25 protein-coding genes are annotated in these 23004 nt (G+C 68.1%); 15 read left to right on the forward strand and 10 right to left on the reverse strand.

The annotated features are described in order from the left end of the window. Positions 1-20: 20 nt before the first annotated feature. The 6 genes from ACWEN0_RS38465 to ACWEN0_RS38490 all read right to left on the reverse strand — a co-directional run bounded on the left by ACWEN0_RS38465 (position 21) and on the right by ACWEN0_RS38490 (position 6737). The gene (locus ACWEN0_RS38465) at positions 21-731 is read right to left on the reverse strand and encodes an SDR family oxidoreductase (protein WP_451984867.1); all 711 of its coding nucleotides are present in this window, start codon (positions 729-731) and stop codon (positions 21-23) included. Next, the gene (locus tag ACWEN0_RS38470; RefSeq protein ID WP_451984869.1) at positions 728-1822 is read right to left on the reverse strand and encodes a DUF917 domain-containing protein; all 1095 of its coding nucleotides are present in this window, start codon (positions 1820-1822) and stop codon (positions 728-730) included. The genes ACWEN0_RS38465 and ACWEN0_RS38470 overlap by 4 nt, the downstream gene beginning before the upstream one ends. Then, positions 1819-2889, reverse strand: a complete 1071-nt coding sequence (locus ACWEN0_RS38475) for a DUF917 domain-containing protein (RefSeq protein WP_451984871.1) — start codon at positions 2887-2889, stop codon at positions 1819-1821. Before ACWEN0_RS38475 ends, ACWEN0_RS38470 begins: the two co-directional genes overlap by 4 nt. Continuing rightward, positions 2889-4430: a hydantoinase/oxoprolinase N-terminal domain-containing protein gene (locus tag ACWEN0_RS38480; RefSeq protein WP_451984873.1), complete on the reverse strand. Its 1542-nt coding sequence runs from the start codon at positions 4428-4430 to the stop codon at positions 2889-2891. Before ACWEN0_RS38480 ends, ACWEN0_RS38475 begins: the two co-directional genes overlap by 1 nt. Positions 4431-4439: 9 nt before the next feature. Continuing rightward, complete coding sequence (locus tag ACWEN0_RS38485) at positions 4440-5768, reverse strand: purine-cytosine permease family protein (RefSeq protein WP_451984875.1); 1329 nt, start codon at positions 5766-5768, stop codon at positions 4440-4442. A 105-nt stretch (positions 5769-5873) separates the two neighbouring features. Further along, entirely contained in the window at positions 5874-6737 is an 864-nt protein-coding gene (locus tag ACWEN0_RS38490; protein ID WP_451984877.1) for an SDR family NAD(P)-dependent oxidoreductase, read from the reverse strand. A gap of 32 nt (positions 6738-6769) precedes the next feature. Here ACWEN0_RS38490 and ACWEN0_RS38495 point away from each other — a divergent pair, with 32 nt between their 5' ends. After that, the gene (locus ACWEN0_RS38495) at positions 6770-7381 is read left to right on the forward strand and encodes a TetR/AcrR family transcriptional regulator (protein WP_451984879.1); all 612 of its coding nucleotides are present in this window, start codon (positions 6770-6772) and stop codon (positions 7379-7381) included. A 21-nt stretch (positions 7382-7402) separates the two neighbouring features. Continuing rightward, positions 7403-8233, forward strand: a complete 831-nt coding sequence (locus ACWEN0_RS38500) for an alpha/beta fold hydrolase (RefSeq protein ID WP_451984881.1) — start codon at positions 7403-7405, stop codon at positions 8231-8233. On the opposite strand, the gene ACWEN0_RS38505 is transcribed toward ACWEN0_RS38500, so the two are convergent. Together ACWEN0_RS38505 and ACWEN0_RS38510 are read right to left on the reverse strand one after the other, a co-directional pair. Next, on the reverse strand, positions 8220-8588 hold the full coding sequence (locus ACWEN0_RS38505; RefSeq protein ID WP_451984883.1) for a DUF742 domain-containing protein: 369 nt from the start codon (positions 8586-8588) through the stop codon (positions 8220-8222). The two genes, ACWEN0_RS38500 and ACWEN0_RS38505, sit on opposite strands and share 14 nt — an antisense overlap. Positions 8589-8690: 102 nt before the next feature. Further along, a complete protein-coding gene (locus ACWEN0_RS38510) occupies positions 8691-9713 on the reverse strand; it encodes a LacI family DNA-binding transcriptional regulator (RefSeq protein ID WP_451984885.1) in 1023 nt (340 codons plus the stop codon). Positions 9714-9842: 129 nt separating this feature from the next. Between ACWEN0_RS38510 and ACWEN0_RS38515 the strand changes: the two genes are divergently transcribed. The 3 genes from ACWEN0_RS38515 (at position 9843) to ACWEN0_RS38525 (ending at position 13367) form a co-directional block, all read left to right on the forward strand. Then, positions 9843-11129 (forward strand): ABC transporter substrate-binding protein, encoded by a 1287-nt coding sequence (locus tag ACWEN0_RS38515; RefSeq protein ID WP_451984887.1) that lies wholly within the window; start codon positions 9843-9845, stop codon positions 11127-11129. A gap of 42 nt (positions 11130-11171) precedes the next feature. After that, positions 11172-11555 (forward strand): hypothetical protein, encoded by a 384-nt coding sequence (locus ACWEN0_RS38520; protein WP_451984889.1) that lies wholly within the window; start codon positions 11172-11174, stop codon positions 11553-11555. A 627-nt stretch (positions 11556-12182) separates the two neighbouring features. Continuing rightward, positions 12183-13367, forward strand: a complete 1185-nt coding sequence (locus tag ACWEN0_RS38525) for a toll/interleukin-1 receptor domain-containing protein (RefSeq protein ID WP_451984891.1) — start codon at positions 12183-12185, stop codon at positions 13365-13367. A gap of 182 nt (positions 13368-13549) precedes the next feature. On the opposite strand, the gene ACWEN0_RS38530 is transcribed toward ACWEN0_RS38525, so the two are convergent. Together ACWEN0_RS38530 and ACWEN0_RS38535 are read right to left on the reverse strand one after the other, a co-directional pair. After that, a complete protein-coding gene (locus tag ACWEN0_RS38530) occupies positions 13550-14020 on the reverse strand; it encodes an NUDIX hydrolase (RefSeq protein WP_451984893.1) in 471 nt (156 codons plus the stop codon). A gap of 108 nt (positions 14021-14128) precedes the next feature. After that, positions 14129-14872 (reverse strand): helix-turn-helix domain-containing protein, encoded by a 744-nt coding sequence (locus ACWEN0_RS38535; RefSeq protein ID WP_451984895.1) that lies wholly within the window; start codon positions 14870-14872, stop codon positions 14129-14131. 245 nt (positions 14873-15117) lie between these two features. Here ACWEN0_RS38535 and ACWEN0_RS38540 point away from each other — a divergent pair, with 245 nt between their 5' ends. The 10 genes from ACWEN0_RS38540 (at position 15118) to ACWEN0_RS38585 (ending at position 22980) form a co-directional block, all read left to right on the forward strand. Then, on the forward strand, positions 15118-15345 hold the full coding sequence (locus tag ACWEN0_RS38540; protein ID WP_451984897.1) for a hypothetical protein: 228 nt from the start codon (positions 15118-15120) through the stop codon (positions 15343-15345). Between the two features lie 25 nt (positions 15346-15370). Next, the gene (locus ACWEN0_RS38545; protein WP_451984899.1) at positions 15371-15832 is read left to right on the forward strand and encodes a hypothetical protein; all 462 of its coding nucleotides are present in this window, start codon (positions 15371-15373) and stop codon (positions 15830-15832) included. 288 nt (positions 15833-16120) lie between these two features. Beyond that, a complete protein-coding gene (locus ACWEN0_RS38550) occupies positions 16121-16411 on the forward strand; it encodes a hypothetical protein (protein ID WP_451984901.1) in 291 nt (96 codons plus the stop codon). Beyond that, positions 16395-16652 (forward strand): AMED_5909 family protein, encoded by a 258-nt coding sequence (locus ACWEN0_RS38555; protein ID WP_451984903.1) that lies wholly within the window; start codon positions 16395-16397, stop codon positions 16650-16652. Before ACWEN0_RS38550 ends, ACWEN0_RS38555 begins: the two co-directional genes overlap by 17 nt. Continuing rightward, entirely contained in the window at positions 16649-16969 is a 321-nt protein-coding gene (locus ACWEN0_RS38560; RefSeq protein ID WP_451984905.1) for a helix-turn-helix domain-containing protein, read from the forward strand. Before ACWEN0_RS38555 ends, ACWEN0_RS38560 begins: the two co-directional genes overlap by 4 nt. Positions 16970-17293: 324 nt before the next feature. Continuing rightward, positions 17294-18883, forward strand: a complete 1590-nt coding sequence (locus ACWEN0_RS38565) for an FtsK/SpoIIIE domain-containing protein (RefSeq protein ID WP_451984907.1) — start codon at positions 17294-17296, stop codon at positions 18881-18883. Then, positions 18880-20520, forward strand: coding sequence for a replication initiator (locus ACWEN0_RS38570; RefSeq protein WP_451984909.1), 1641 nt, complete (start codon positions 18880-18882; stop codon positions 20518-20520). Before ACWEN0_RS38565 ends, ACWEN0_RS38570 begins: the two co-directional genes overlap by 4 nt. A gap of 10 nt (positions 20521-20530) precedes the next feature. Further along, positions 20531-20740: a helix-turn-helix domain-containing protein gene (locus ACWEN0_RS38575; protein WP_451984911.1), complete on the forward strand. Its 210-nt coding sequence runs from the start codon at positions 20531-20533 to the stop codon at positions 20738-20740. An 87-nt stretch (positions 20741-20827) separates the two neighbouring features. After that, a complete protein-coding gene (locus ACWEN0_RS38580; RefSeq protein WP_451984913.1) occupies positions 20828-22138 on the forward strand; it encodes a tyrosine-type recombinase/integrase in 1311 nt (436 codons plus the stop codon). A 179-nt stretch (positions 22139-22317) separates the two neighbouring features. Further along, the gene (locus ACWEN0_RS38585) at positions 22318-22980 is read left to right on the forward strand and encodes a DUF7019 family protein (protein WP_451984915.1); all 663 of its coding nucleotides are present in this window, start codon (positions 22318-22320) and stop codon (positions 22978-22980) included. The last annotated feature ends 24 nt before the right edge of the window (positions 22981-23004 follow it).

Genomic DNA, 23004 nt, shown 5'->3' on the forward strand with positions numbered 1-23004 from the left:
AACGACCACAGTAGACGAGCTCAGCGCAGCGCGTAGCCGCCGTCGGGGTAGAGCGTCGACCCCGTGGTGTAGGTGCTGCCGAACAGGTACAGCACGGCATCGGCCACTTCGGACTCCTTGCCGACGCGGTGCAGCAGCGTGTCCGCGCGGTACTGGGCGAAACTCGCCTCCCGGACGTCGGCCGGCCGCCCGGCCCACAGGGCGCCGTCGATCGTGCCGGGCGCGACGACGTTCACCCGGACCGGTGCCAGCTCGACCGCGAGTCCGCGGCCGAGGCCTTCGACCGCCGCGTTGCAGGCGACGTAGGCGGGCGCCGCTCCCGGCGGCCGGACGCTCGCCGCGCCGGACATCAGCACGATCGAGGCGTCGGGAGCCAGCTTCGGCACGGCGTGCTTGACGGCGTGGTACTGGCCCCAGAACTTCGTCACGAACGGGCTGGCCGCGTCCTCGTCACCGAGCTCCCGCAGCGGCCCGACCGTGTAGGACGCGCCGGGCGTGAACAGGTGGTCGACGCGGTCGAGCGCGCCGAAGAACGTGGCCAGCGAGCCCTGGTCCGTGGTGTCGACGACCTGCCAGGTGCCGCCGACCTCCTTCGCCGCAGTCGACAGCTTCTCCGGCGTCCGCCCGCCGAGGTGCACCGACGCACCCGCCGCCGACGCACGCCGGGCCACTTCGAGCCCGATGCCCGACCCGCCGCCGATGATCACTACGTGCTTCCCGGCGAGGCTCACGCGATCTCCTCGACGGGCCGGAAGTCGTGGGCGAGCCCGAACGCGCCCGGGCCGAAGGTGTCCAGCGCCTCGGGCGTGCGCATCAGCGCCGGGGTCGAGATGCCGACGACGGTGACGCGCTGCCCGTACCGCAGCGTCTCGGTGGTGATCGGCTCGGCGGACTCGGACTCCAGCACGCAGATCAGGTCCGGCACCAGGCAGCGCACCTCACCGTCCACAGTGGCCAGGAGGTTCTCGTTCTGGAACAGGATCTCCAGCTTGTGCGCGCCGTCGAACGACACGGCCGCCGCCCGGCCGCGCGCGAAGCCCGCCTCGGTCCGGCGTTCCACATCGGACACCTTGCCGCGGAACAGCACCCGCAGGTGCTGGTACGGCGTCGAGCGCAACGCCGCCGCCAGCCGGCCGACCGGGTCCTCGTTGGACTCGCGTGCCTCACGGATCGTCCGGCCCACGGTCAACGCCAGCGAAAGCGTTTGCGGCACGGCCGTGCGCTTGACGTCGGCGCCGCTCATCGCGTACTCGGCGATGTGCGCGACCCCGCCGAGCCGGATGGTGATGCCGCGCGCCAGCCACTCCATCCGCCGGTTGTCCGCGCCGGTGTCGATCACGGTCGTCTCGCCGCGCTCGCCGCCGATCGCCATCGGCGAACCGGGCACGCCGTAGACGCCGAACGTCTCCATCTGCAGTTCGGGGAACGCCCGGCCCATGCCGTCGGCGTCGACGACCGGCAGACCGAGCCGCGCGCCGACGAGCAGCGGGATCATCGAGTTGATGCCCCCGCACTCGATCGGCATCGTGGCGTCGGCCCGTTTCCCGAGGTGCTTTTCGAGGGTCCGCAGGGCCAGCACGGGTTCCGAGCCGTTGGGCAGCTTCTCGTGCACCACGGTCGGCGCGCCCATCTGCGCGGTCGGGACGACGAGGGCGTCGTCGTCCACTTCGGACGGGTCGAGGATCGTGACCGGCCCGTGTTCGCGGATGGCCTCGCGCACGAGCAGGCGGCCGACGTACGGGTCGCCGCCCCCGCCGGTGCCGAGCACGGCGGCGCCGCGGGCGAGGTCGGTCAGGTGGTCTTCGGTCAGGGTCCAGCTCACCCGGCGACTCCGATCGGGTCGATGTCGTAGCCGAAGTACCGCGGCCCGGCGAGCGCGAGGCCTTCCGGCGTGTGCCAGCGCGGGTCGGCGGGAGCGGCGATCACCGTGACGCGCTGGCCGTAGCGCAGCCCTTCGGTGGTCACCGCCTCGCCGGACTCGCGCTCCAGCGTGCAGATCAGGTCGGGCACCGACGCTTCGACGACGCCGTCGCGCTCGGCGACCAGGTGCTCGTTCTGGAACCGCAGCACCAGTTCCGCGCCGGTGTCGTCGTCCATTCCGGACAGGCGGGCCTCGCCGCGGGCGAAGCCGGTGACCGTCCGGCGGGCGACGTCGACGACCTTGCCGCTGAACAGCCGCCGCCCACCCAGCCGGTCGACCACGCGAGCGACCGGGTCCTCGTGCGCCGCCCGGGCCACGCGCACCAGCGCACCCAGTTCGGCGCACAGGCTGAGCGTGCCCGGTACCAGCGACTCCCGGGCCTGCGAGCCGGACATCGCGTAGTTGCTGATCATCGCCGAGCAGCCCATGTCGATGGTCGCGGAGCGGGCGAGCCGCTCGGCCCACCGGTTGTCCACTGTGTCCAGCACCCCGCGGTTGCCCTTCTCGTCCGCAATGGACATCGGGGTGGCGCGGATGCCGTACAAAGTCGGCAAAACCATTTGCAGCTCGGGGAACGCCCGGCCCATGCCGTCGGCGTCGACCAGCGGGAGCCCCAGCTGCGCGGCCGCGACGACCGGGATGAGCGAGTTCACCCCGCCCGCCTCGGCGCACGCGATGTGCGTCAGCTCCTTGCCGAGGTAGCCGGCGAGCGTGCGGGCGGCGAGCCCGACCTGCTCGGCCGAGGGCAGCTTCTCGACCATCACCGTCGGCGCACCCATCATGGCCACGGGCAGCACGACGGCGTCGTCGCCCACCTCCGCCAGGGGCACCAGCGGGACCGGCCCGTACGAGCGGACCGCCGAGAGCGCCAGCAGCCGGCCGATGTACGGGTCGCCCCCGCCGCCGGTGCCGAGGATGGCGGCACCGCGGGCGATGTCGTGGAGGTCGTCCGCCGTGATCTCGCGCATCACGCCCCCAGCTGCAGGTCGCCGACGGCCTTCGCGCGGATGCGCGTGGCGTTGCCGGGCAGGTACGGGATGGGCACTTCGTCGAAGTCGACGATGCCGACCGACGCGGGCGACGCCCCGGCGGCGACGGCCCGGTCGATCGCCTCCTGCTTGGCCTCTTCGACGACGGCTTCCCGGCGGCCCGGTTCGATCACGAAGACGCGGTCGACCTCGCCGCCGATCTGCGCGATGGCCGCGCCGATCGCGTTGGCCACGGCGTAGTTCTCCGGCCGGTGCACCTCGCCGCAGCCGGCCAGCTCGTCCGGCAGCAGCACGGAGCCACCGCCGACGGCGACCACCGGCAACGGCTCGGCGGACGTCCGCATCCGTTCGACCACATCGGACACCTCGGCCGCGATGCGGTCCAGTGCGGCACGCACCAGGCTCTTGTCCAAATGCGACACCAGCGAAGGATCACCGATGTCGGCGCGGCCCGCGGCGACCGCGATGTCGGTCGCGGTGAGCGTGTCGCCGCCGAAGACCAGGGCCTTCGACGTCAGCTCGTAGCCGACCGAGTCCGGGCCGACCGTGACGTTGCCGCGCACCCGGCTGCCGCCGCCGAGGCCGATCGACAGCACGTCCGGCATCCGGAAGTTGGTGCGGATCCCGGCGACGCTGACGTCCGTGGTCGCCTCGCGCGGGAACCCTTGCCGCAGGACACCGACGTCCGACGTCGTGCCGCCGACGTCGACCACCGCGCAGGTGTCCAAACCGGACAGCACGGCCGCGCCGCGCATCGAGTTCGTCGGCCCCGAGGCGAACGTCGCCACCGGGTAGCGGCGGGCGAAGTCGACGTCCATCAACGTGCCGTCGTTCTGGCTCAGGTACAGCGGCGCGGTGATGCCCGCGCCGGTGACCGACGCGGCCAGCCCGTCGACGATGTGCGCGGCCAGCTCCCGCAGCGCCGCGTTGATGACCGTCGCGTTCTCCCGTTCCAGCAAGCCGATCCGGCCGATCTCGTGGGACAGCGAGATCGCGACGTCCGGCAGCTGCGCGGCGATGATCTCCGCCGCGCGGGCTTCGAACTCGGCGTTGACCGGGGAGAAGACCGAGGTGATCGCGACGCTGCGCACCCCGGCCGTTCCCATGTCGTCGGCGGCCTTGCGCAGCTCGCTCTCGTCGAGCTCCGCGATGTGGCGGCCGTCGAACTCGTGTCCGCCGTGGACCAGGTAGCTGCGCCCCGACACCGCGTCGACGAGCCGCTGCGGCCAGTCGACCATCGGCGGCAACGACGCCCCGGCCGGCAGGCTGAGCCGGACGGCCGCGGTCGGCGCGAGCCGGTGGGCCTCGACGAGCGCGTTGATGAAGTGCGTGGTGCCGATCATCACCGCCCGCACGCCCGCCGGGTCGAACGCGCGCTGCCGCTGCAGCCCGTCGATCGCCGCGACGATGCCCGAGGTGACGTCCGCGGTCGTGCTGGTCTTGACCGAGGCGAGCACCTGACGGCCGTCGAGCAGGACAGCGTCGGTGTTGGTGCCGCCGACGTCGATGCCGATGCGCACAGGTTCTCCTTAAGCAGACTGGACGGCGGGAGCGGTCTCGGCGGTCCGGCTGCTGCCGATCCCCCGCACCAGACCGAGCTTCCCGGCGACGACGTACAGGACGAAGGCCACGACGAGCGAGTTGATGCTCGGCAGGCCCCATTCGACGAACTCGCCGAAGAGCGCCGCGGCGATCCAGACGACGATCGTGGCCGGCACCCACACCGGGGCGTCTTCGGGAACCGTGCCCCGGGCGCGGGCGGCTTCCAGGTCCCCGCGCCACTTCTTCACGACGAAGTACTCGGCGACCATGATCCCGGCGATCGGCGGGAACGCGACGCCCAGCACGGTGAGGAAGTCGGTGAACTTGGCCAGGATCCCGGCCGCGGCGAGCACGCTGCCCGCGATGCCGAGTACCGCGGTGACCAGGCCGCGGTGGGCCTTGCGCCCGGACACCGTGCCGATGAAGTTCACGACGCCCAGCCCCGAGGAGTACAGGTTCCAGTCGTTGATCTTCATCGTGCCGGCGATGACGATGAGCAGCCCGACCCAGCCGACCGACGACGTCACGATCGTGGTGATCCCGGCGCTGCCGACGGCGTGCGCGAGCAGCACGCCGGAGAGGCCGATGACGTACTCGCCGAGCGTGATCCCGACGAGCGTCTGCTTCACGACGTCCGAAGTGGACCGGTTGAAGCGGGTCATGTCCGGGGTGATGACGGCGCCGACGATGAAGCCGCCGGCCACCAGCGTGGTGCCCTGGAGCAGGCTCAGCGACGGCCCGGGCGGGGCCGAGGAGACGAGCGCGCCGACGTCGTGGCGGGTCAGCTCCGAGATGACCGACCAGCCGACGAGGACCAGGAACGCCGGGACGGTCACGTACGCCGTCCAGGCCATGGAGTGGAAGCCGCGCACCACGATCGCGGTGACGAGCAGGCCGAACACGAGCGCCCAGCCCCACTCCGGCAGGCCGCCGATGAGCGAGACGAGCCCTTCCGCGGAGACCGCGGACTGGATGCCGAACCAGCCGATGAGGCTGATCCCGATGGCGAGCCCGATGAGCGCCGAGCCGCCGCGGCCGAAGCCGGTCCAGCGGGCGATCATGGACGTCGAAAGACCTTCGCGGACGCCGATGACGCCGACGAGGATCGTGATGAGCTCCAGGATGACCGAGCCGAACGTGAACGCCAGTACCGCGTTCCAGAAGCTCATCCCGAAGCCGACGGTGGCTCCGAGCAGGAACTGGGACAGGGCGGACACCTGGCCGAACCGCTGGACGGCGACCGACCACCACGAGTACCGGGCCTGGTCCGGCACTCTGGTGAGGGCATAGTCATCGACACCGACTGCTGAGGCCACGCCGACCTCCTATTCCGGGAAGGGGAACGGTTCCCCGCACCGTAGGCAGCGGTTCCGGCGGCGTCACCGTGCGATGTGCACAGCCAGGGCGTCGGCGCTGTGCACTCAGCCCAGCGGGTCCACCCCGGTCAGCGTGACACTTTCCGCCCACAGCCGCCCGGCGGCCGCGTCGTCGGCGAGGTTCTTCCAGCGTTCCTCGAGCCGCGGGCGGCCGCGCAGGCCGAAGACGCGCGGGCCCCACAGCTGGCCGCCGGTGACGTCCGGGCCGAGCACCGCGCGGACGGCGGGCCGCGCGCCGGCGTCCTTGCCCTGCAGCAGAACCCGGGCCGGCAGCCCCGTGAGCCACTCGCCGGCGGTGCGGACGTGCACGGGTGGCCGTGACGGCGTCAGCGAGTCGAGCGCACCACCGGGATGGGCCACCACGCTCAGCCGCTTCGAGCCCGCCTCCCGCAGCCGCCGGTCGAGCTCCAGCGCGAACAGCATCTGGGCCAGCTTGGACCGCTCGTACGCCCGCTTCGGCCGGTAGTCGCGCTCGCTCTGGAGGTCGGCGAAGTCGAGGCTCGCGGACTTGGCCGCGAAGCTGCCGGTGGTGACGATGCGCGCGTCCGGCGCCAGCACCGGCATCAGCCGGGCGACCAGCGCGAAGTGGCCGAGGTGGTTGGTGCCGAACATCAGCTCGTGCCCGGCGGGGGTCTCGCGCCGCGGCGGCTCGTCGAGCATGACGCCCGCGTTGCAGACGACGGCGTCCAGCTCACCCGGGTCGACCGCCTCGAGCGAAGCCAGGTCCGCGAGGTCGATCCGGACGTGCTCGACCTTCACCCCGGCGACCCGCGCGCGAAGGGCGCTCTTCGCGGCTTCCACCTTCGCCGGGTCCCGGCTGCCGATCACCACCTCGGCACCCGCCGACGCCAGCTGCTCCGCGGCGAAGTACCCGATCCCGGCGTTGCCCCCGGTCACCAGTACCCGCATCGACGACCCCTCCCCGTGCCAAGCTGTCGGCCATGGACAACGCTACCGGCTACCGGCGCTCGACCGGCTCGGCCCGCGGCGAGGCCCGGCGCCGGGAGCTGCTGGCGAAGGTCACCGACGACGTCGCCGAGAACGGCCTGGTCGACTTCTCACTGCGGCGCGCCGCGCGGGCCGCCGGGACGACGCACAAGGTGCTGCTCTACCACTTCGCGAGCGCGGAGGACCTACTCCGCCAAGCGGTCTTCGCCTTGCGGGAACGGCGGATCGGCAACGCGCTGACGGCCGTCGCCGAGACGCCCTCGACGCTCACCGACCGCGTCCGCGCCGCCTGGGTGAGCCTGCGCGACGAGGAGTCGGAGCTGCGACGGGTCCTCGACCAGGCGATGGGCCTGGCGATGTACGACCCGGGCCGGTACGCGGCGCTCGGCCACGGCGCGTCCCAGCAGTACCTGCCGACGCTCATGGAGTTCTGCCCGCCCGGCTGGCCGGACCAGCGGAAGTTCGAGGTCGCTTCGATGATCCTCGCGACCCTGCGCGGCTTCCTCGTGGACCTGCTGACGAGCCCGGACGGCGCAGGCGCGGCCGCCGGGTTCGAGGCGCTCCTGCGCGCGGTGGAGCGGGAGGAAGCTCTCGACACAATGTGAACCGCGTGGTTCACTTCTGGCATGGAAATCGCGCTGGGGGCGGGCACCGTCGAGTACACCGACACGGGCGGGCCGGGCCCGGTCGTCGTCTTCGTCCACGGCCTGCTGATGGACGGCACGTTGTGGGACGGCCCGGTCGCGGCGCTGCCGGACCACCGCTGCGTCGTCCCGACGCTGCCGCTGGGCGCGCACCGGCACCCGATGCCGACGGACGCCGACCTTTCGATGCCCGGCATCGCCCGCCTGCTGGCCGGCTTCCTGGAGCAGCTCGACCTGCGGGACGTCACCCTGGTCGGCGTCGACACCGGCGGCGCGCTGGTGCAGCTGCTCATGGCGGACGGTGCTCCGCGGGTCAGCCGCGTGGTGCTCGCCTCGTGCGACGCCTTCGACAACTTCCCGCCCGGGCTCACCGGCAGGACGCTGTTCCTCACCGGGAAGCTGTCACCGGCGTTGTTCGGCGCGTTCATGCAGCAGATGCGGCTGCGCGCGGTGCGCCGGCTCCCGATCGCGTTCGGCTGGCTGACGAAACGCGGCGACGCCGTTTCGGCGGGCTGGATCCGGCCGCTGCTGAGCCGGGCGGACGTCCGCCGCGACACGGTCCGCGTCCTGCGCGCGGCCGCGGCGGCCCCGAACCTCCTGGTCGAGGCGGCCGAGCGGCTGCCGGCGTTCGACCGGCCCGTCCTGGTCGTCTGGGCCGCCGAGGACCGCGTGATGCCACCGGAGCACGGGAAGCGGCTGGCCGCCTTGCTGCCCAAGGGAAAGCTCGTCGAGGTCGATGACAGCTACACGCTGGTCCCGCTCGATCAGCCCGCCGAGCTCGCGCGGCTGATCCGGGAGTTCACAGCCGGCTGAGGCCGTGGAGGATGCGTTCCATCAGCTCGAGGCTGGGCCGGTTCCCGGAACTCTTGCGCGCGGTGTGCACGATGACCAGCCCCCGGTCGGCCAGATCGGACAGCAGGACCCGCGCGACGCCCAGCGGGATCCGCCGCCGCGCGGCGACCTCCGCGACCGACTGGGAGGTCCGCAGCAGCGCGCAGATCTCCGACTCTTCCGTCGTGCTCCCCCGCACCACGGCCTGACCGCGCTGGGTGATCGACACCAGCGTCTCGATCGGCAGATCCCGCGTCGGCCGCGTTCGGCCGTGGGTGCGGAAGTACGGGCGGACCATCCCCGCTCCGCCTTCTTCGAGCACGGACCCCCAGTGCACAGCCAGCTCCTCACGGCGATTAATCCTTGTCGGCGATTATTTGACCCGGTGATCCACTTGGCCGCAATCGACCGAACAGAGCAACGCCGTAAGAACCGCTGGTCAGAGCGCCTTCGGTGGCGCGGTACTCCCCCGAAGGACTAGTTGTGTCCCGAGAATCGACGGCGATGTCGCGATTTTTCCACCGGACAATCGCGCGAGCAGCAACCGCCCGGCCCGCTCGCCGAGCTCGGCCACGGGCTGCGCGACCGTGCTCAGGTCGAGCAGGTCGGCCAGTTCGTGATCGTCGAACCCGAGCACCGAGACGTCGTCCGGCACCCGAAGCCCGGCCCGGCGCAGCGTGCGCAGCGCGCCGAACGCCATTTCGTCGGAGGCGGCGAACACCGCGGTCGGCCGGCGCGGCAGGCCGAGGAGGGTGCCCATCGCGCGTTCCCCGCCCGCGACGGTGAACCCGCCGCCGGTCTCGAACGCCGCCTCCGGCTCGCGGCCGTCCTCCCGGCACACCGCGTGGTAGACCTCGCGGTAGGCCTCGAGCCGTCGCAGCGGCGTCGTGAACCCGAGCGGCACCGGGGCGTTCTCCCCGATGAACGCGATTTCCCGGTGGCCCAGCTGGACGAGGTGGCGCATCGCGCCCACCGCGGCCGCGTGGTCGTCGATGCCGACGGAGTCCGCGCCGGGCTCCTCGGTGCCGACCGTGACCAGCGGCGTGCCGAGGCCGAGCAACCGGTCGCGCTCGGCCCCGGTCAGCGGCAGGGAAAGCACGAGCACGGCGTCGACGCGGCGCCGCAGCGGCAGATCGGCGAAGAACCGCGCGCGGCCCGGGTCGTCGCCGAGGTTGTAGAGCAGCAGGCTCGTCCCGGCGTCGCGCAGCACCCGCTCCACACCGGAGATGAGCCGCGAGAAGTACCAGCGGTCGACGTAGGGGACGATCACGCCGACCGTCCCGGTGCGGCCCGTGGCCAGGCTCGACGCGGCGGGCGAGATCGCGTACCCGAGCCGCGCCGCGGCCGCCAGCACCCGGGTCCGCGTGCCTTCGGCGACCCCGGGCCGCCCGCGCAGGGCCCGCGACACCGTGGCCGCCGAGACGCCGGCGAGCCGGGCCACGTCGTCGAGCTTGTCCGGCATCTCCTGCCCCATTCGCCGCAAACGCTTGCAACCAGTTTCCCATCAGGCGTTGACACTTGCCTTGATTAAGGCTAATCATCGATGCAAGCGCTTGCAATCAAGCGTTGCCTGTCCGGCAAGGAGGCCGACATGCGCCAGCTCCTTCCCGTCGTCGGCGCGGTCACGCTGGCCGCCTCCGCGCTCGCCGCGTGCTCCTCGGCCGCGGGCCTGACGATCAACCTGTACATCTCGCCGGAGGACCACCTGCAGACGGTGGTCGACCGGTGCACGCAGGAGGCCGCGGGCCGCTACAAGATCGTCTACAACAAGCTGCCGCGCGGCGCGGACGGCCAGCGCGAGCAGATGGTGCGCCGGCTCGCCGCCGGGGACACCTCGCTGGACGTGCTCGGCCTCGACGTCACGTGGGTCCCGGAGTTCGCCGAGGCGGGCTGGGCCGAGGAGTGGACGGGCGCGAACGCGGCCGCGGCCACGCAGGACGTCCTGCCCGGGCCGCTGGCCACCGCCAAGTGGAACGGAAAGCTGTACGGCGCCACGAAGAACACGAACGTCCAGCTGCTCTGGTACGACGACCGGATCACGCCGTCGCCGCCGAAGACGTTCGACGAGCTGATGACGCAGGCGCAGCAGCTGAAGGCCGCCGGGAAGCCGTACCAGGTCGTGTTCACCGGCGCCCAGTACGAAGGCCTGGTCGTCTTCTACAACACGCTGGTCGCCTCCGCGGGCGGGCACATCCTGTCCGACGACGGCAAGTCCGTGGTGATGGACGACGGCGCCGTGCGGGCCCTGGAGCTGCTCAAGAAGCTGACGACCGCGGGGATCACCGACCCGTCGCTGACCAACCAGAAGGAGGACGACATCCGGCAGGCTTTCCAGCGCGGGCAGGCGGCGACCGAACTGAACTGGCCGTTCGTCTACGCCTCCTACGCCAAGGAAAAGCCGCAGGACCTCGCGCACTTCAAGTGGACGCGCTACCCGGCGGTGGACCCGGGCCGCGCCAGCCGCGTCACGATCGGCGGGTTCAACCTGGCGGTGTCGACGTATTCGCAGCACAAGCCGGAAGCGTTCGAAGCGGCGCTGTGCCTGCGGAACGCGACTTCGCAGAAGTACCAGGCCCTGGTGGACGGCATCCCGCCGAGCATCGCGTCGATCTACCGCGACAACGGCCCGCTGGACCCGGCGAAACCGGCCGACCCGAAGGAAAACCCGACGATGGCCGACCAGTACCCGATGAAGGGCGACATCCAGGCGGCCCTCACGGACGCGGCGGTCCGCCCGCTCACCCCGGCGTACCAGAACCTTTCGACGGTGATCTCGAAGGTGCTGTCCCCACCGGCGGAGATCGACGTCCAGGCGACGGCTCAGGAGCTGCGGCAGCGCTTGGCGGACGCGTTGGCCTCACGGGGCATCATCCCGTGAGCCGATAGGCGGCCGGTCCTCTCCGGCCGTACCCTGGCAAGCATGGACGAGCGGGCGAAGAGCGAGCGCGACCGCATCGCCGACGAACGCGACCGCAAGGCAGACGAGCGCGACCGCAAGGCGGACGAGCGCGACCACCGCGCCGACGAACGCGAGCACCGCGCCGACCAGCGCGAATCCTCGGCCGACAAGCGCGAGGAGCGAATCCGCTTTCACGAAGCCCGCTTCGAATCCTTCCCGGGAGCCAGTCCGGACTTCGAAACCACCCTCGCGGAGATCGACCACGAACTGCTCGACCGCGCCGGCGCGGAGGTGCAGCGCGCGAAGGCCCGCCTGTCGGCATCGGCGGCCGGCGCAGAGCGCGAGCAAGCGGAGATCGACCGCGAGGTGGCCCGCTCCATCCGGGACGGCGAGGTTTCCGAATAGCCCTCGAATAGCCCTCAGAGCCGGATGGGCTTCTTGTTCATGAACTATCCAGGCGGTCGGTGGGCCTGGGGGCGTTCCTGGGCGTACCGCCTCTGACCTGCTCTTTTGCGTCTGTTGGGTCCGGTCGCGTCCGGGCCCGTCTGGACTTCTGACGGCCTGTAGACGGCCTGGCTCCTTGCCGCCCCTGTGTCCATCTGGCCTGGTGGCAGCCCTGCCCCGTCTTCCTCGTCCCTGCTGCCATTAGCGCCGGAGGGCCGGTGTCAAGGGTGGGCGCTTGCGTCCATCGCGCAGCGACGCCGAAGGCGCCCTTGATGGCGGTCGGCCGGTGTTAAACGATCGCTGACGAGGGAGCGGTCATCGGATGGTGACCTGGTCGGCGTAACACTGATCGACTGTGCGACGTCTCTGGACGTATGCGGACGGACGGATCAACCAGGTCCCGGCGGCGTGCGTACGCGGCCCTGCCCTCCGGCGGGCCGCCCGGCGACCGGCGGCCGAAGCGGAGCGGCAGGCCGTCCGTGTCGTATCCGGGCGAGCCCGCCGTACGGGAGGTGACGCGCGCGCCGCCGTCGGCGGCGCGTCTTGATCCCATAGAGCTAAATTCGGCAGAGATGAGGATGACTGTCATTGAGTACCGATGAGAACAAGGATACCCCGCCGACTCGGCACGCAGTTGCCGGTAACGATGTTTCAGTGTTCGTCTCATATGCGCATAAGGACGATAATTCTTCGCACGGCCGAGTGAAGAAGCTTGCCGAAGGGATAGCGGACACCTACGCAAGCCTAACCGGTCTGGACGTCGGGATATTTTTCGACACCGAATCAATTCGACTTGGCGAGAACTGGCGAGATAGGATTCGTGCAGGCCTAAATAACGCCACCGTGCTACTCGCCTTTATATCGCCATCGTATCTTAAAAGTCCCGCCTGCCGAGAGGAACTAGCGAGCTTCTTCGCATTCTTGCCCAGCCGCGAGGGCCGTAAGCTTGTGATCCCTATCCTTTTATTCCCCCAAGATCGAATTGACCGTCTTTTTCCAAATGACGAACAATGGTCTGAAATTAAACAATTGCAATGGAAAGACGCATCCAGTCTTCGCGGCGAAGAAGTCGGTTCTTCGTCGTGGATGCTGATTATCGAACAGATCTCCCAGCGAATCGAAGAAGCGCTTGACGAACAATCAACTATCGATAGTTCAAGTGCACTCATTGATACCGACGAGAATTTCGATACTGCAAACCCGGAATTAAGGGAAGGCACCCTTGAGGAGATAGCCAAAGCGGAAGAAGACCTACCCCGCGTGGGCATCCTTGCGAGCACCTACGGTAAGGAGATCAGCCAATTCAACGAGCTCGTTTCGAATGCCACTGGACCCATTGCAAATGCAACCTCATTTGGCCAACGTCTTGCCGTAGCTAGGAATCTCGCGAAGGAACTCCAGCCCGTAGTTGAAGAGTCGTTCAGGATCAGCGACGAGCTGCGTGAAGTAATTCAGGGAATTGGTCCAGGCATTATCTCCATCATTCGCATGGTTGGCGCCAGCGGCGAGGCCGCTAACCCAGAAAATCGAGATGTGCTGGATTTTCTTAAAAATGTTCGCGAAATGGCAGAGAGGTCACTTGAGGCTACGAGCACCACGGAGTCCATGATGACATCGATTGAAGGCGGAAAAGGGTTCTCGAAAGATCTCGATAAAGTTTTGAGCCGCATGAATGCGGGACTGTTGATGTTCTACGAATCGCGAAGTCACTACAAGAGCTGGCTTGAAGAGGTGGATAGGATCTATCCCGAAAATCAAGAAGGATTACAGTAGCAACCCGCTTGGTCGTCACCCCGCCGCCTGGTGTTGTCTCGTTTTAGACCGCGTTCGGCCGCAACCTTCCCGCACATCCGTCGGCCGAACTTGCCAACCTGCCGCCCCCAGCGCGACATGATAGCCAGGCGACGGGATGGCGGACGTCACCAAATTCGCCCGACCAGCGGGAACATGACGGGCTATGTGAAGTAGACGGCTGATTGGTTATCCATGGCGTGTTGCAGTCGCAATCGGATCGATTGGTGAATTTTCAGGTTGTTCAACTCTGAGGGTGCGACCCAAAGTACTTCCTTGCTCTCGCTACTGGTGCGCAATTCACCTGCCGTTGCGTTGGCACGGAAGCAGATCGAAAACTCTTGGCGGACCTCGCCGTCGTCGTAGGCAATGACGTGACCGGGGTTAGAATAGAGCCCTATAACACCGGTTATCTCGCACTCGATGCCGGTCTCTTCGCAGACTTCACGAACAGCTGCCTGCGCCAGGGTCTCGCCGACCTCCAACTGACCGCCGGGGATCGAGTACAGGTCATTGTCCGTTCTCCGGATCATCAAAATCCGACCTTCGTCGTCCTGGATGTATGCAGAAACCGCAACGGCGATACTGTTGGCTTTAGGGGCATCGGGGTCGTTGTAGTAGTCGACGCGCGTCACGCTGTGGCCTCCTAGCTATTTGGGGCACTGATGGGGCCACCCTGATCTTAGGAACAACTTGTGGGTGGTGTCTGATCGACGTCGGCATCCCTAGTCACCATCGCTTCCTCAGAAGCTGGCCGGCTTGGCAAGGTTCCAGACTGACTCAAAGCTCTCCGAGTACGTCTCGAAGAGGTCACCGGCGGAAAGCCGCCTGAGATGGAGCGACGGGGCGTGTGCCCCCTGGAACCCGTACACATGCGTATTGATGATCATCTCGTCGTCGAACCGGAAGATCGAGTTGTACAGCGTCGTGTTGTGGAACCGCATCTCGACACCTTCGACGCCGATCAGCGGCCGATAGAACGCCAAGGCGTTACGGATACGCGCCGGAAGCGTTCCGTCGCCAAGCTGCTCCTCCTCGCCGCGTAGTGCGACGCTGTCGCCCTCCGGGTCACCGAAGGCCAGCCGGATCTTCGCACCGGCCGCAGCCTTGGCCGTCAGGTCTTTGATGAAGCGCGGGCGCTCGACCAAGAACAGGGCAGCGTGCACCAGGACCTCAACGGTCTCCGACGCCTCCTTGATCAGCCGGTCCCACAGCTCGACCGGGATGGCGTTGCGGTGAGGGAACACCCGCACGACCTCGGCGGCCGCCGTCTCGGCCTTGCGCTCCGGTGCCACCGAGTCCGGCCACAGGTACGTCTCTGACTCGCGCGCCATCGCCGCGATCTTGTGCCGGTGCTTCGGGTACGGCAGGCGCCCCTTGGTGATCCAGCGTTCAACGGTCTTCTGGTCGACGCCAACGGCCTTGGCGACCTGTTCCAAGGTCAGGCCGTTGCGCAGCAGCGCGTCACGCAGGCGTTCGTTCGGCATCAGCACCCCTTGGGACTTTTAGGGACGTCTTCGACCGTACCAGGGACGTCCCGAGATGTCCCGCCACGTGGTGATCATGTCCCGCCTTTTGCCGGAGATTGGAGGGCAGATTGCCGGGGTCCGTCCGGCGGCGAAGAGAGGAAGGCAGGCATGACGACTCGAAGCGTGGGGCCCGTGCTCGACGGCCGGACGCGTGATGTGGGAACGCAGGCGCTGCGTCGGCTTGCGGTGTAGGCGCGACCGGCATGCGTGACACGGTCCAGATCCACGTCACGGCAGATCTCCCCATCCGGGTCCGCGCGCTCACGTACGCGAACCGAGCCGAGATCCGGTTCGGCAAGGCGTTCCCGGTAGTCCTGCTTGTGGATTCGGACGCCATTGCGGTGCTGAGCAAGGAACTCGAAGCGGTACGGGCCGCACTGAACTCGACCACGACACGAGTAGACGACCAGGCACCAGAAGCGACTGACTGAGAACAACATTCAGGGAGCAAGCGAAATGGCTATCGCCAAGGGTTACAGGTTCGAAATTGCGTTCGACCAGGCGTTCCCGCAGGGGCTCGTCATGGTCGGCGATGTTACGGCGGACACGGAGTACCAGTCTCGCGAGGACCGGACGGCAGGCCGCCCGGCTCGGCAGCGAGTGGACGAGGTGACGGGCAAGCGCCAGTGGAAGGCGACGGTGACCGACCCGGATGAGACGAAGGCGAAGCGGGCCTCGTTCGAGATCACCTTGCTGGCGGACGTTCAGCCGGTCCCGGCCACCTCCGAAGCCCTGCCGGGCATGCGTCCGATCGAGCTGGAGGGGCTGACGGCGGAGCCGAAGGTGGCCGGCCAGGGCGAGTTCAAGTACCAGTCGTACACGTTCCGGGCGACCGGCTTCAAGGCGGCCGGGAGCGGTTCGGGCTCGAAGTCGGCGCGCTCCGCCACGGCTGGCGAAGCTGCGACCAAGGCGGCGTGAGCGGCATGAACGCGTCCGGGCCGGTTCGCGACGCTGCGGCGTTCAACGAGCTGGTCCGGGCGTGGGAATCGGCGTACCGCGACTACATGGCGGCGTGGGAGCACGGCACGCGGGTCTTCTCGCCCACGTCGTCGCTCAACACGTCGCATGCGGCGCGGCGGGTGTCGCGGGCGTGGCATGAGCTGGCGCGGACGCGTGGTCTGCCGTGGTGGTGCGTCGCGGCTCTGGAGTCGGCAGCCGAAGGGTTCGCCGAGCTGGCACGGGATTGGGCAAGTAAGGCAGACGGTGATGGTGCTTCGGGTCGACGGGTTCGGCGTGACGTGGAGGGTCGAGTTCCGGGATTCGGTGGCAGTGGAGGAGACCGGACCTCATCCGGCCAGTCCTCCGATGCTGGTCGTGACCGGCGCGACGTCGGTGGTGTCTCTCACGGTTCCGGAGGATCTGGAGCAGTGGCCGGCCTGCGTGGCATTCCTTCTCCGGCTCCGCGACGGCGTGGACGATCTGGCGGCGCTGCTGACAGCTCGCGCGGCGGCATCGGTCGGATCTGATGGAGACGGCGACGGTGGTCAAGGCGCATGACGAGGTCGTGACGCTGGCTGACGCCCGGGAGGCGGTATTCGTGCTGCGCCCCGAGGTCGACGCGAAGACGGCGGAGTGGGTGGCGTTCCACCGGGCGAACGCGGCGATGTACGAACGGGTCGCGAAGACCGACCGGCGTCACCACTGGGAGGCGTTGTACTGGGTCGGCTACGAAATGCGTCAAGTCGAGAAGCTGACGAAACGGCCGGAATGGCGATCAGGTTTCGGAGAGGAGACGTGACTAGCGAGGTAGATCCGGCAGTCGTTATCGAGCTGGTCAAGCGCTATTCCGACGGTGAGACGATCGAGTCTCTGGTGGCAGAGTATCCGTTCAGCTACCGGAAGGTGCGGACCACTCTTATCGACGCCGGAGTTGTGCTGCGGCCGCCGAAGATCCGCCTGCCACCGACTCCGCCGGGATTGGTCAACTCGTACGAGTACGGACGGACGATCCGGCAAGTCGCTGCCATGTATGGCATGAGCTACAACCAAACTCGCAATATCCTGCTCGCCGAGGGGGTCCAGCTCCGCTCACGAGGACAGTACAGACAAGTCTGAGAAGAACTGAAGATCGATGATTCCGCACGTGGGGACGTGTGGCGGATAAACGCGTCCCCACGTGCACGCAAGTGTCCCTTTTAGAACGCAGAACCGGTTCCCTGGCTACCAACCTTTTCGCCGGTTCTGCGTCTGTCCACTGGAGAAGTGAACAATGCAAACGATAAATGATGACAACCAACGCCAGTCAACCGGGGTCACCCGGATGCGCTGCGCGGAATGCAAGAAGTTCGCGCGCCTGCTGCCCGGAGAGACCAAGTGCGCCCCCTGCATGGGCATGCTGCCGCTGGTCCTCCACACGGCCGGTGTGCGGGGTGGTCGCTGATGGACGCGCACGGCGTGATGACGCTGATGGCAGTCGGCGGTGGCCTGGCGGTGCTGCTGTGGGTGCTGGCGAAGATCGGCCGGGCGCTGGCGGGCTTGGCGGAGATGCTGGCCGCGCTCGCGGTCGTCGGGATGGTGGTCTGGGGCCTGGCGCGCGCGATCGGCTGGGTTGTTCGGCAACTTGTGACGCACTGGCGGACCTGCCTCACCCTCGTCGCGGCGTGGGCCTGGTGCCGGTACCTCGGCGGGCTCTCGCTCCTGGTCACCCTCGTCGTGCTCGGCCTGGTACAGCTCGTTTGGTGGCGGCTGGACGCGGTGAGCTACGACCAGTGGTGCGGGCGGTGGGTGCGCTCGTGGTGGCTACGCTGGGCGCTCTACGGCCGGAAGCTGGCCGGCTGGCTGACCGCCTGCGGCCTGGTGGTCCGGGACGCCTCGGTGCCGGTCGACGTCACGGTGTCCCTGGTCGGCGGTCGACGAGGCCGGAAGACGGTTTCCCACAGTCAGGACCGGTCGGCCGGGATCGCGGTGCCCAAGCTGCTGTCGGTCCGTTCCGGGGCCTCGTGGGATGAGGTCCGGGTACGGCTGGTGCCCGGTCAGAAGCCAGAGGACTTCGACGACGGAGCCCGCGCGCTGGCGGTCGCCAGGAAGGTCACCCGCTGCCAGATCCGGGAACTCGAGCCCGACGTGGTCTCGATCGACTTCATGCGCCGGGACCTCCTCGCCTCACCGGTCGCGTGCCTGCCTGTGCCGGAGTTGGTCTCCGCGGACGGCACCGGGGTGGACCTGCGGGCGGTGTTCGCCGGGTCGACCGAGTACGGCAAGCCCTGGCGGCTCCCGCTGGTCGGTACCGGCGCGCACACCCTGGTTGCCGGGGCCACCGGGTCGGGGAAGAACTCGGTGATGTGGTGCCCGCTGGTGGCGGCGGCCTCGGCGATCCGGGCCGGTCTGGTGCGGGTCTCCGGGATCGATCCGAAGGCTATGGAGCTGTCCTACGGGCGCGGGATCTTCGCCCGCTACGGCCAGAGCGGACAGGAAGCGGTCCAGGTCCTTGACGCCCTCCTGGACGAGCTGGACAAGCGCAAGCGCGAGTTCGCCGGACACACCCGACAGGTCCCCATCTCCACCGACTACCCGGTGGAGCTGCTGGAGTTCGACGAGATCGGCGCGCTGACCAAGTACACCGACCGCAAGACCCGCGACGCCATCGTGGAGAAGGTGGCGATCCTGACCACCCAAGGCCGGGCGCTCGGGTTCACGGTCCGGGGCTACGTGCAGGAGCCGACAAAGGACACGGTGCCGGTACGGGAGCTGCTGCCTCGGCGGATCGCGATGCGGCTGACCTCGAAGACGCAGGTCCCGATGGTCCTCGGAGACGGCGCGTACGAACGCGGGGCGTGGGCGAACCGCATCCCGGAATCAGCGGCCGGGGTCGGCTACGTCTGGGGCGAAGGCATCCGCGAACCGCTGCGCGTGCGGGCCGGGTGGGTGCCCGATCACACGATCAAGCAACTGGAGCATTACGTCACCAACGGCGGCGCCCAGGTGATCAGCCTGGCCGATCGACGCACGGGCGAAGGGAGGTCGGCATGACCATCACCAGCGAAAACTCGCAGGCCCCGGCGGTGCCGGCCACCCCAATCGAGCGAATCCGCGGTGCCCTCTCCGCCGACGTCGTCAAGGCCACGGCGGAGAAGCACGGAGTGTGCGTCCGGCCGTTCACAATGGAGGTCGGCGACACCGAAACCGGCGAAGTCCGCTACGTCCCCGTCCCCTGCGGCTCTACCGTGGAGTCGGTGTGCCTGCCATGCGCCCGGAAGGCGAAGGCCCTGCGGCAGGCCCAGTGCCGTGAAGGATGGCACCTGACCGAAGAGCCGGTGATTACCCGGGAGAAGCCCTCGGAGACCCAAACCGAGCTGCTGACCTACCGGGCCGACCTGGCCGCGCACTACCGCGACGTGGTGGCGGCCGGGGACGAGGCAGAGGCCGAAGAGCTCCGGGCAGAGGTCGCGAGTGTGGACGCGGAACTGCGGGCCTCGGGCATGACCGGTCGCCTGCCCGCTCTCGACGTCCCGGAACGCAAGGCGGTGAAGCGGTCGACCAAGCGGCGCCAGGACGCACCGAACCTGCCTCGGCGCAAGGTCGCAAAGACGACGGTCGGGAAGGAGTTCGCGGGCAAGTTCCGGCCGTCGATGTTCGTCACGCTGACCTGCGACACCTACGGGCGGGTCCGGTCGGATGGCTCTCCGGTCGACCCGGCGTCGTATGACTATCGGCGGGCGGCTCGGGATGCGGTGCACTTCGCGGCGCTGGTGGATCGGTGGTGGCAGAACCTCCGCCGCGTCGTCGGCTGGGACGTGCAGTACTTCGCCACGGTCGAACCGCAGAAGCGGGCGGCCCCGCATCTGCACGCGGCGTTGCGGGGCGCGATCTCGCACGAGACCATCCGGCTCGTCACCGAAGCGACCTACCACCAGGTGTGGTGGCCTACTCATGACGAACTGGTCTACCCGGACCGGAACCCGTTATGGGATCCCGATTCCCGTTCCTTTGTGGATCCGGAGACCCGGGAGCCGTTGACGGCGTGGGATGACGCTGTGGCTGCCGTGGAGGAACCGGCTCATGTCGTGCGGTTCGGCACGCAGGTGCACTCGAAGGGCATCCTCGGCGGGACGGAGGAGGCCGGGCGGCACATCGGCTATCTGACCAAGTACCTGACGAAGTCGACCGGTGAGGTCGTCGATGCGGACACAGCCGGCCAGCGGGATCACCACGACATGCTTCATGCCCACCTGGCCGTGACGCCGTGCTCGCCGCGCTGCGCCGTGTGGCTGCTGTATGGCGTCAACCCGAAGGGAGCGAACGGGAAGACGGTTCCTGGGCACTGCAAAGGCCGGGCGCATCGCCGGACAACCCTCGGGCTGCCGGGGCGGCGAGTCCTCGTGTCGCGCAAGTGGTCCGGCAAGACGGTGGCTGACCACAAGGCCGATCGCCGGGGCTTCGTGCTGTCCGCCTTGGCGGCGGTCGGGATCAGCAAGCCAGAACCGGCCCCGGATCGTTTCGTGTGGCGCAAAGTCGAGCCCGGCGACACCCACTGCCCGCCACGGGACCAATTGGTCATGCGCGCCATCTCGGAGCGGATCACGTGGAAGGCGGAGTACGACCTAGCGCTACTCGCGGCCGGACCACCGGGCGAAGTTACTTCGGCAACTCCATCTCTGGCGGCCTGAGGGGGCAGACATGAGCGCACGGATCAAGGTGGTGAGCATCGAGGGCCTGTGGACGCCTGAGGACTTGGCCACCTTCCTCGGGATACCCGAGAAGACCCTGCGGGACTGGCGTTTCAAGAGCTACGGCCCCGCGTGGATTCGGATGGGCAAACACGTCCGGTACTCCCCCGAAACGGTACGAGCTTGGATCGACCAGCTCAGCCATGACGGTGCCGCATAGAAGGTCCCGGCTACGACACCCCATGCCCGATCAGCCTCGGGCATGGGGTTAAGCCGCATCAAAATCCAACCAGGATAGGAGAAAACGATGAAAGGCCACGTGCAAGATCGATGGTGGCGGCAGAAGAAAGACGGGGACGGTAAGCCGGTCTTCAACGCCAAAGGCCACCCAGTCCGCGAGAAGACCGAACTGTTCGGCAAGGGCGACCGGTACAAGGTCCGCTACTACGATCCCGAAGGCAACGAGCGGAGCAAGTCCTTTCCGGACAAGCAACTTACGAAGGCCAAGACCTTCCTGACCAAGATGCAACACGATGTGCTCGCCGGTGAGTACATCTCGGCCGAGTCCGGCGAAGAGAAGTTCCGCGACTACACGGCCCAGTGGCGCAAGGGCCAGTCGGCCGACGCGGGGACCCGGCAGACGGTGAGCAACCATCTCAAGACCGGGGTCTTCCCGTTCCTCGGCGACAAGCCGCTCAAGGTGGCAGCGAAGACCGACACCATTCGCGATTGGCTCGACGGGCTGGAACGGCCGAAGAGCGAAGGCGGGCGCGGCCTGATGGCGTCCACCCGCGCGGTGCTCTTCGACACCGTGTCTGCCATCCTCCAGGCGGCCTACGACGACAAGAAGATCCGGGCGAATCCCTGCCGCGCGAAGAGCGTCAAGCGGCCCAAGCCCGTCCAGCGGAAGGTCATCCCGTGGCCGGACAGTCGAGTCCGCGCGGTTCGGCTCGCGCTGCCCGCCGAGTACACCGTCACGGTGCCGCTCGGGGCCGGGCTCGGGCTGCGGCAGATGGAGATCTTCGGGTTCAGCCCGGACGACGTCGACCGGGACGAGATGATCGTCAACGTTCAGCGTCAGATCCGGTGGATCGGGACTCAGCCGGTGTTCTCCCCGCCCAAGGGTGGCAAGACGCGGGTGGTGCCGCTCGGGCAGGGCGTGCTCGATGACATTGACGACTACATGGCCACCTTCGAGCCGGTCACGCTGACGCTCCCCTGGCTCGAACCGGGTGGCCGGCCGGAGACCGTACGCGTGCTGATCGGCCGGGCAACAAAGCGCAGCGTCTACGCCGGGCAGCCGATCAGGAACGTGATCAAGGGCGCCAACTTCACGTACCACGTCTGGCGACCGGCCTTCGCGGGCGCTGGCCTGGAGTACGTCGAGCGTCGGGACGGCATGCACGCCATGAGGCATTTCTTCGCGTCCACCATGCTCGCCAACGGCGTGTCGATCAAGGAAGTCGCCGAGTACCTCGGTCACCACGACCCCGGCTACACGCTCCGGATCTACACCCACCTCGTCCCGTCGAGCCACAAGCGGGCTCGCGCAGCGACCAACCGCGTGTTCAAGCCTCGGCGGCCGCCGAAGACGGCCAAGGAACCTGAGACGGCCTGATGGGGTCGAAGCAACTTGATAGGAGTTAGCGGTAGGCAGGCTTTGTGTTGGCGACCTATGGCCGAGTCGCAGTCCTCGCCGCCCGGTCGCAACATGACCTGTAACGAGCAGACCGACTTGCTCGACTTCAGGACTTGAAGCAGTATACGACACGGTCATACCCACGAGGCGGAGCGCGAATGTTCAGGCGAAAAGCGAAGGCGCGGAATCCGCTCCGATACCTCGTATACCTATCCGACAGCAAGATTGAGATGCTGCTCGACCAGATGCCGACGACTCTCCGTAAAGAGGTTGCTTCGGAGCTAAAGATCGATCTGAAGCTCCTTTCAGTCAAGTTGAGCAGGCCTGCCACCTTGGCCTCCTCTGCTACTCGCCTCTCGAAACTCGCCGTCGTTGAGCGACACCTCGAAGCGACTGCACCCGTCGGCGACCTCGGTTCCACGAACGGCTACTTCCGTGCACGAGTCGACCTCGACTGGGCCGTTCTAGACGAAGGTGTAGTTCTCTTCGCAGGACGCAGCGGTGATCGATTGGTGTTCCTGGGAGGTTCGACGGCCAACCTCGTCGGCGGAAGTCACCTCGCGCAGGGGCTCGGTTCGCACGCGTTCATCATCCAGCAGAAGCTCGCGGCGCTCGCAATGGGCGTGGGCCACGAGACCACGGCAAGCATCGGCTCCTTCGCATCGGAGGTCTTCGAGCAGGTGCACAAGGTCCCACAGCGCGCCGAATTCTTGGCGCGCAGTATGACAGCAGGGACCGTCGAGCAGCCATCCGTGTACCGCAGCTACGTCGTTGGCAGTCCATTGTTCGTCGAGCTAATCGACGAAGTCCGCCCGACGTGACCCAACAACAAGAGGAGTTCAGAC

Source organism: Amycolatopsis sp. NPDC004378 (genome assembly GCF_053602455.1).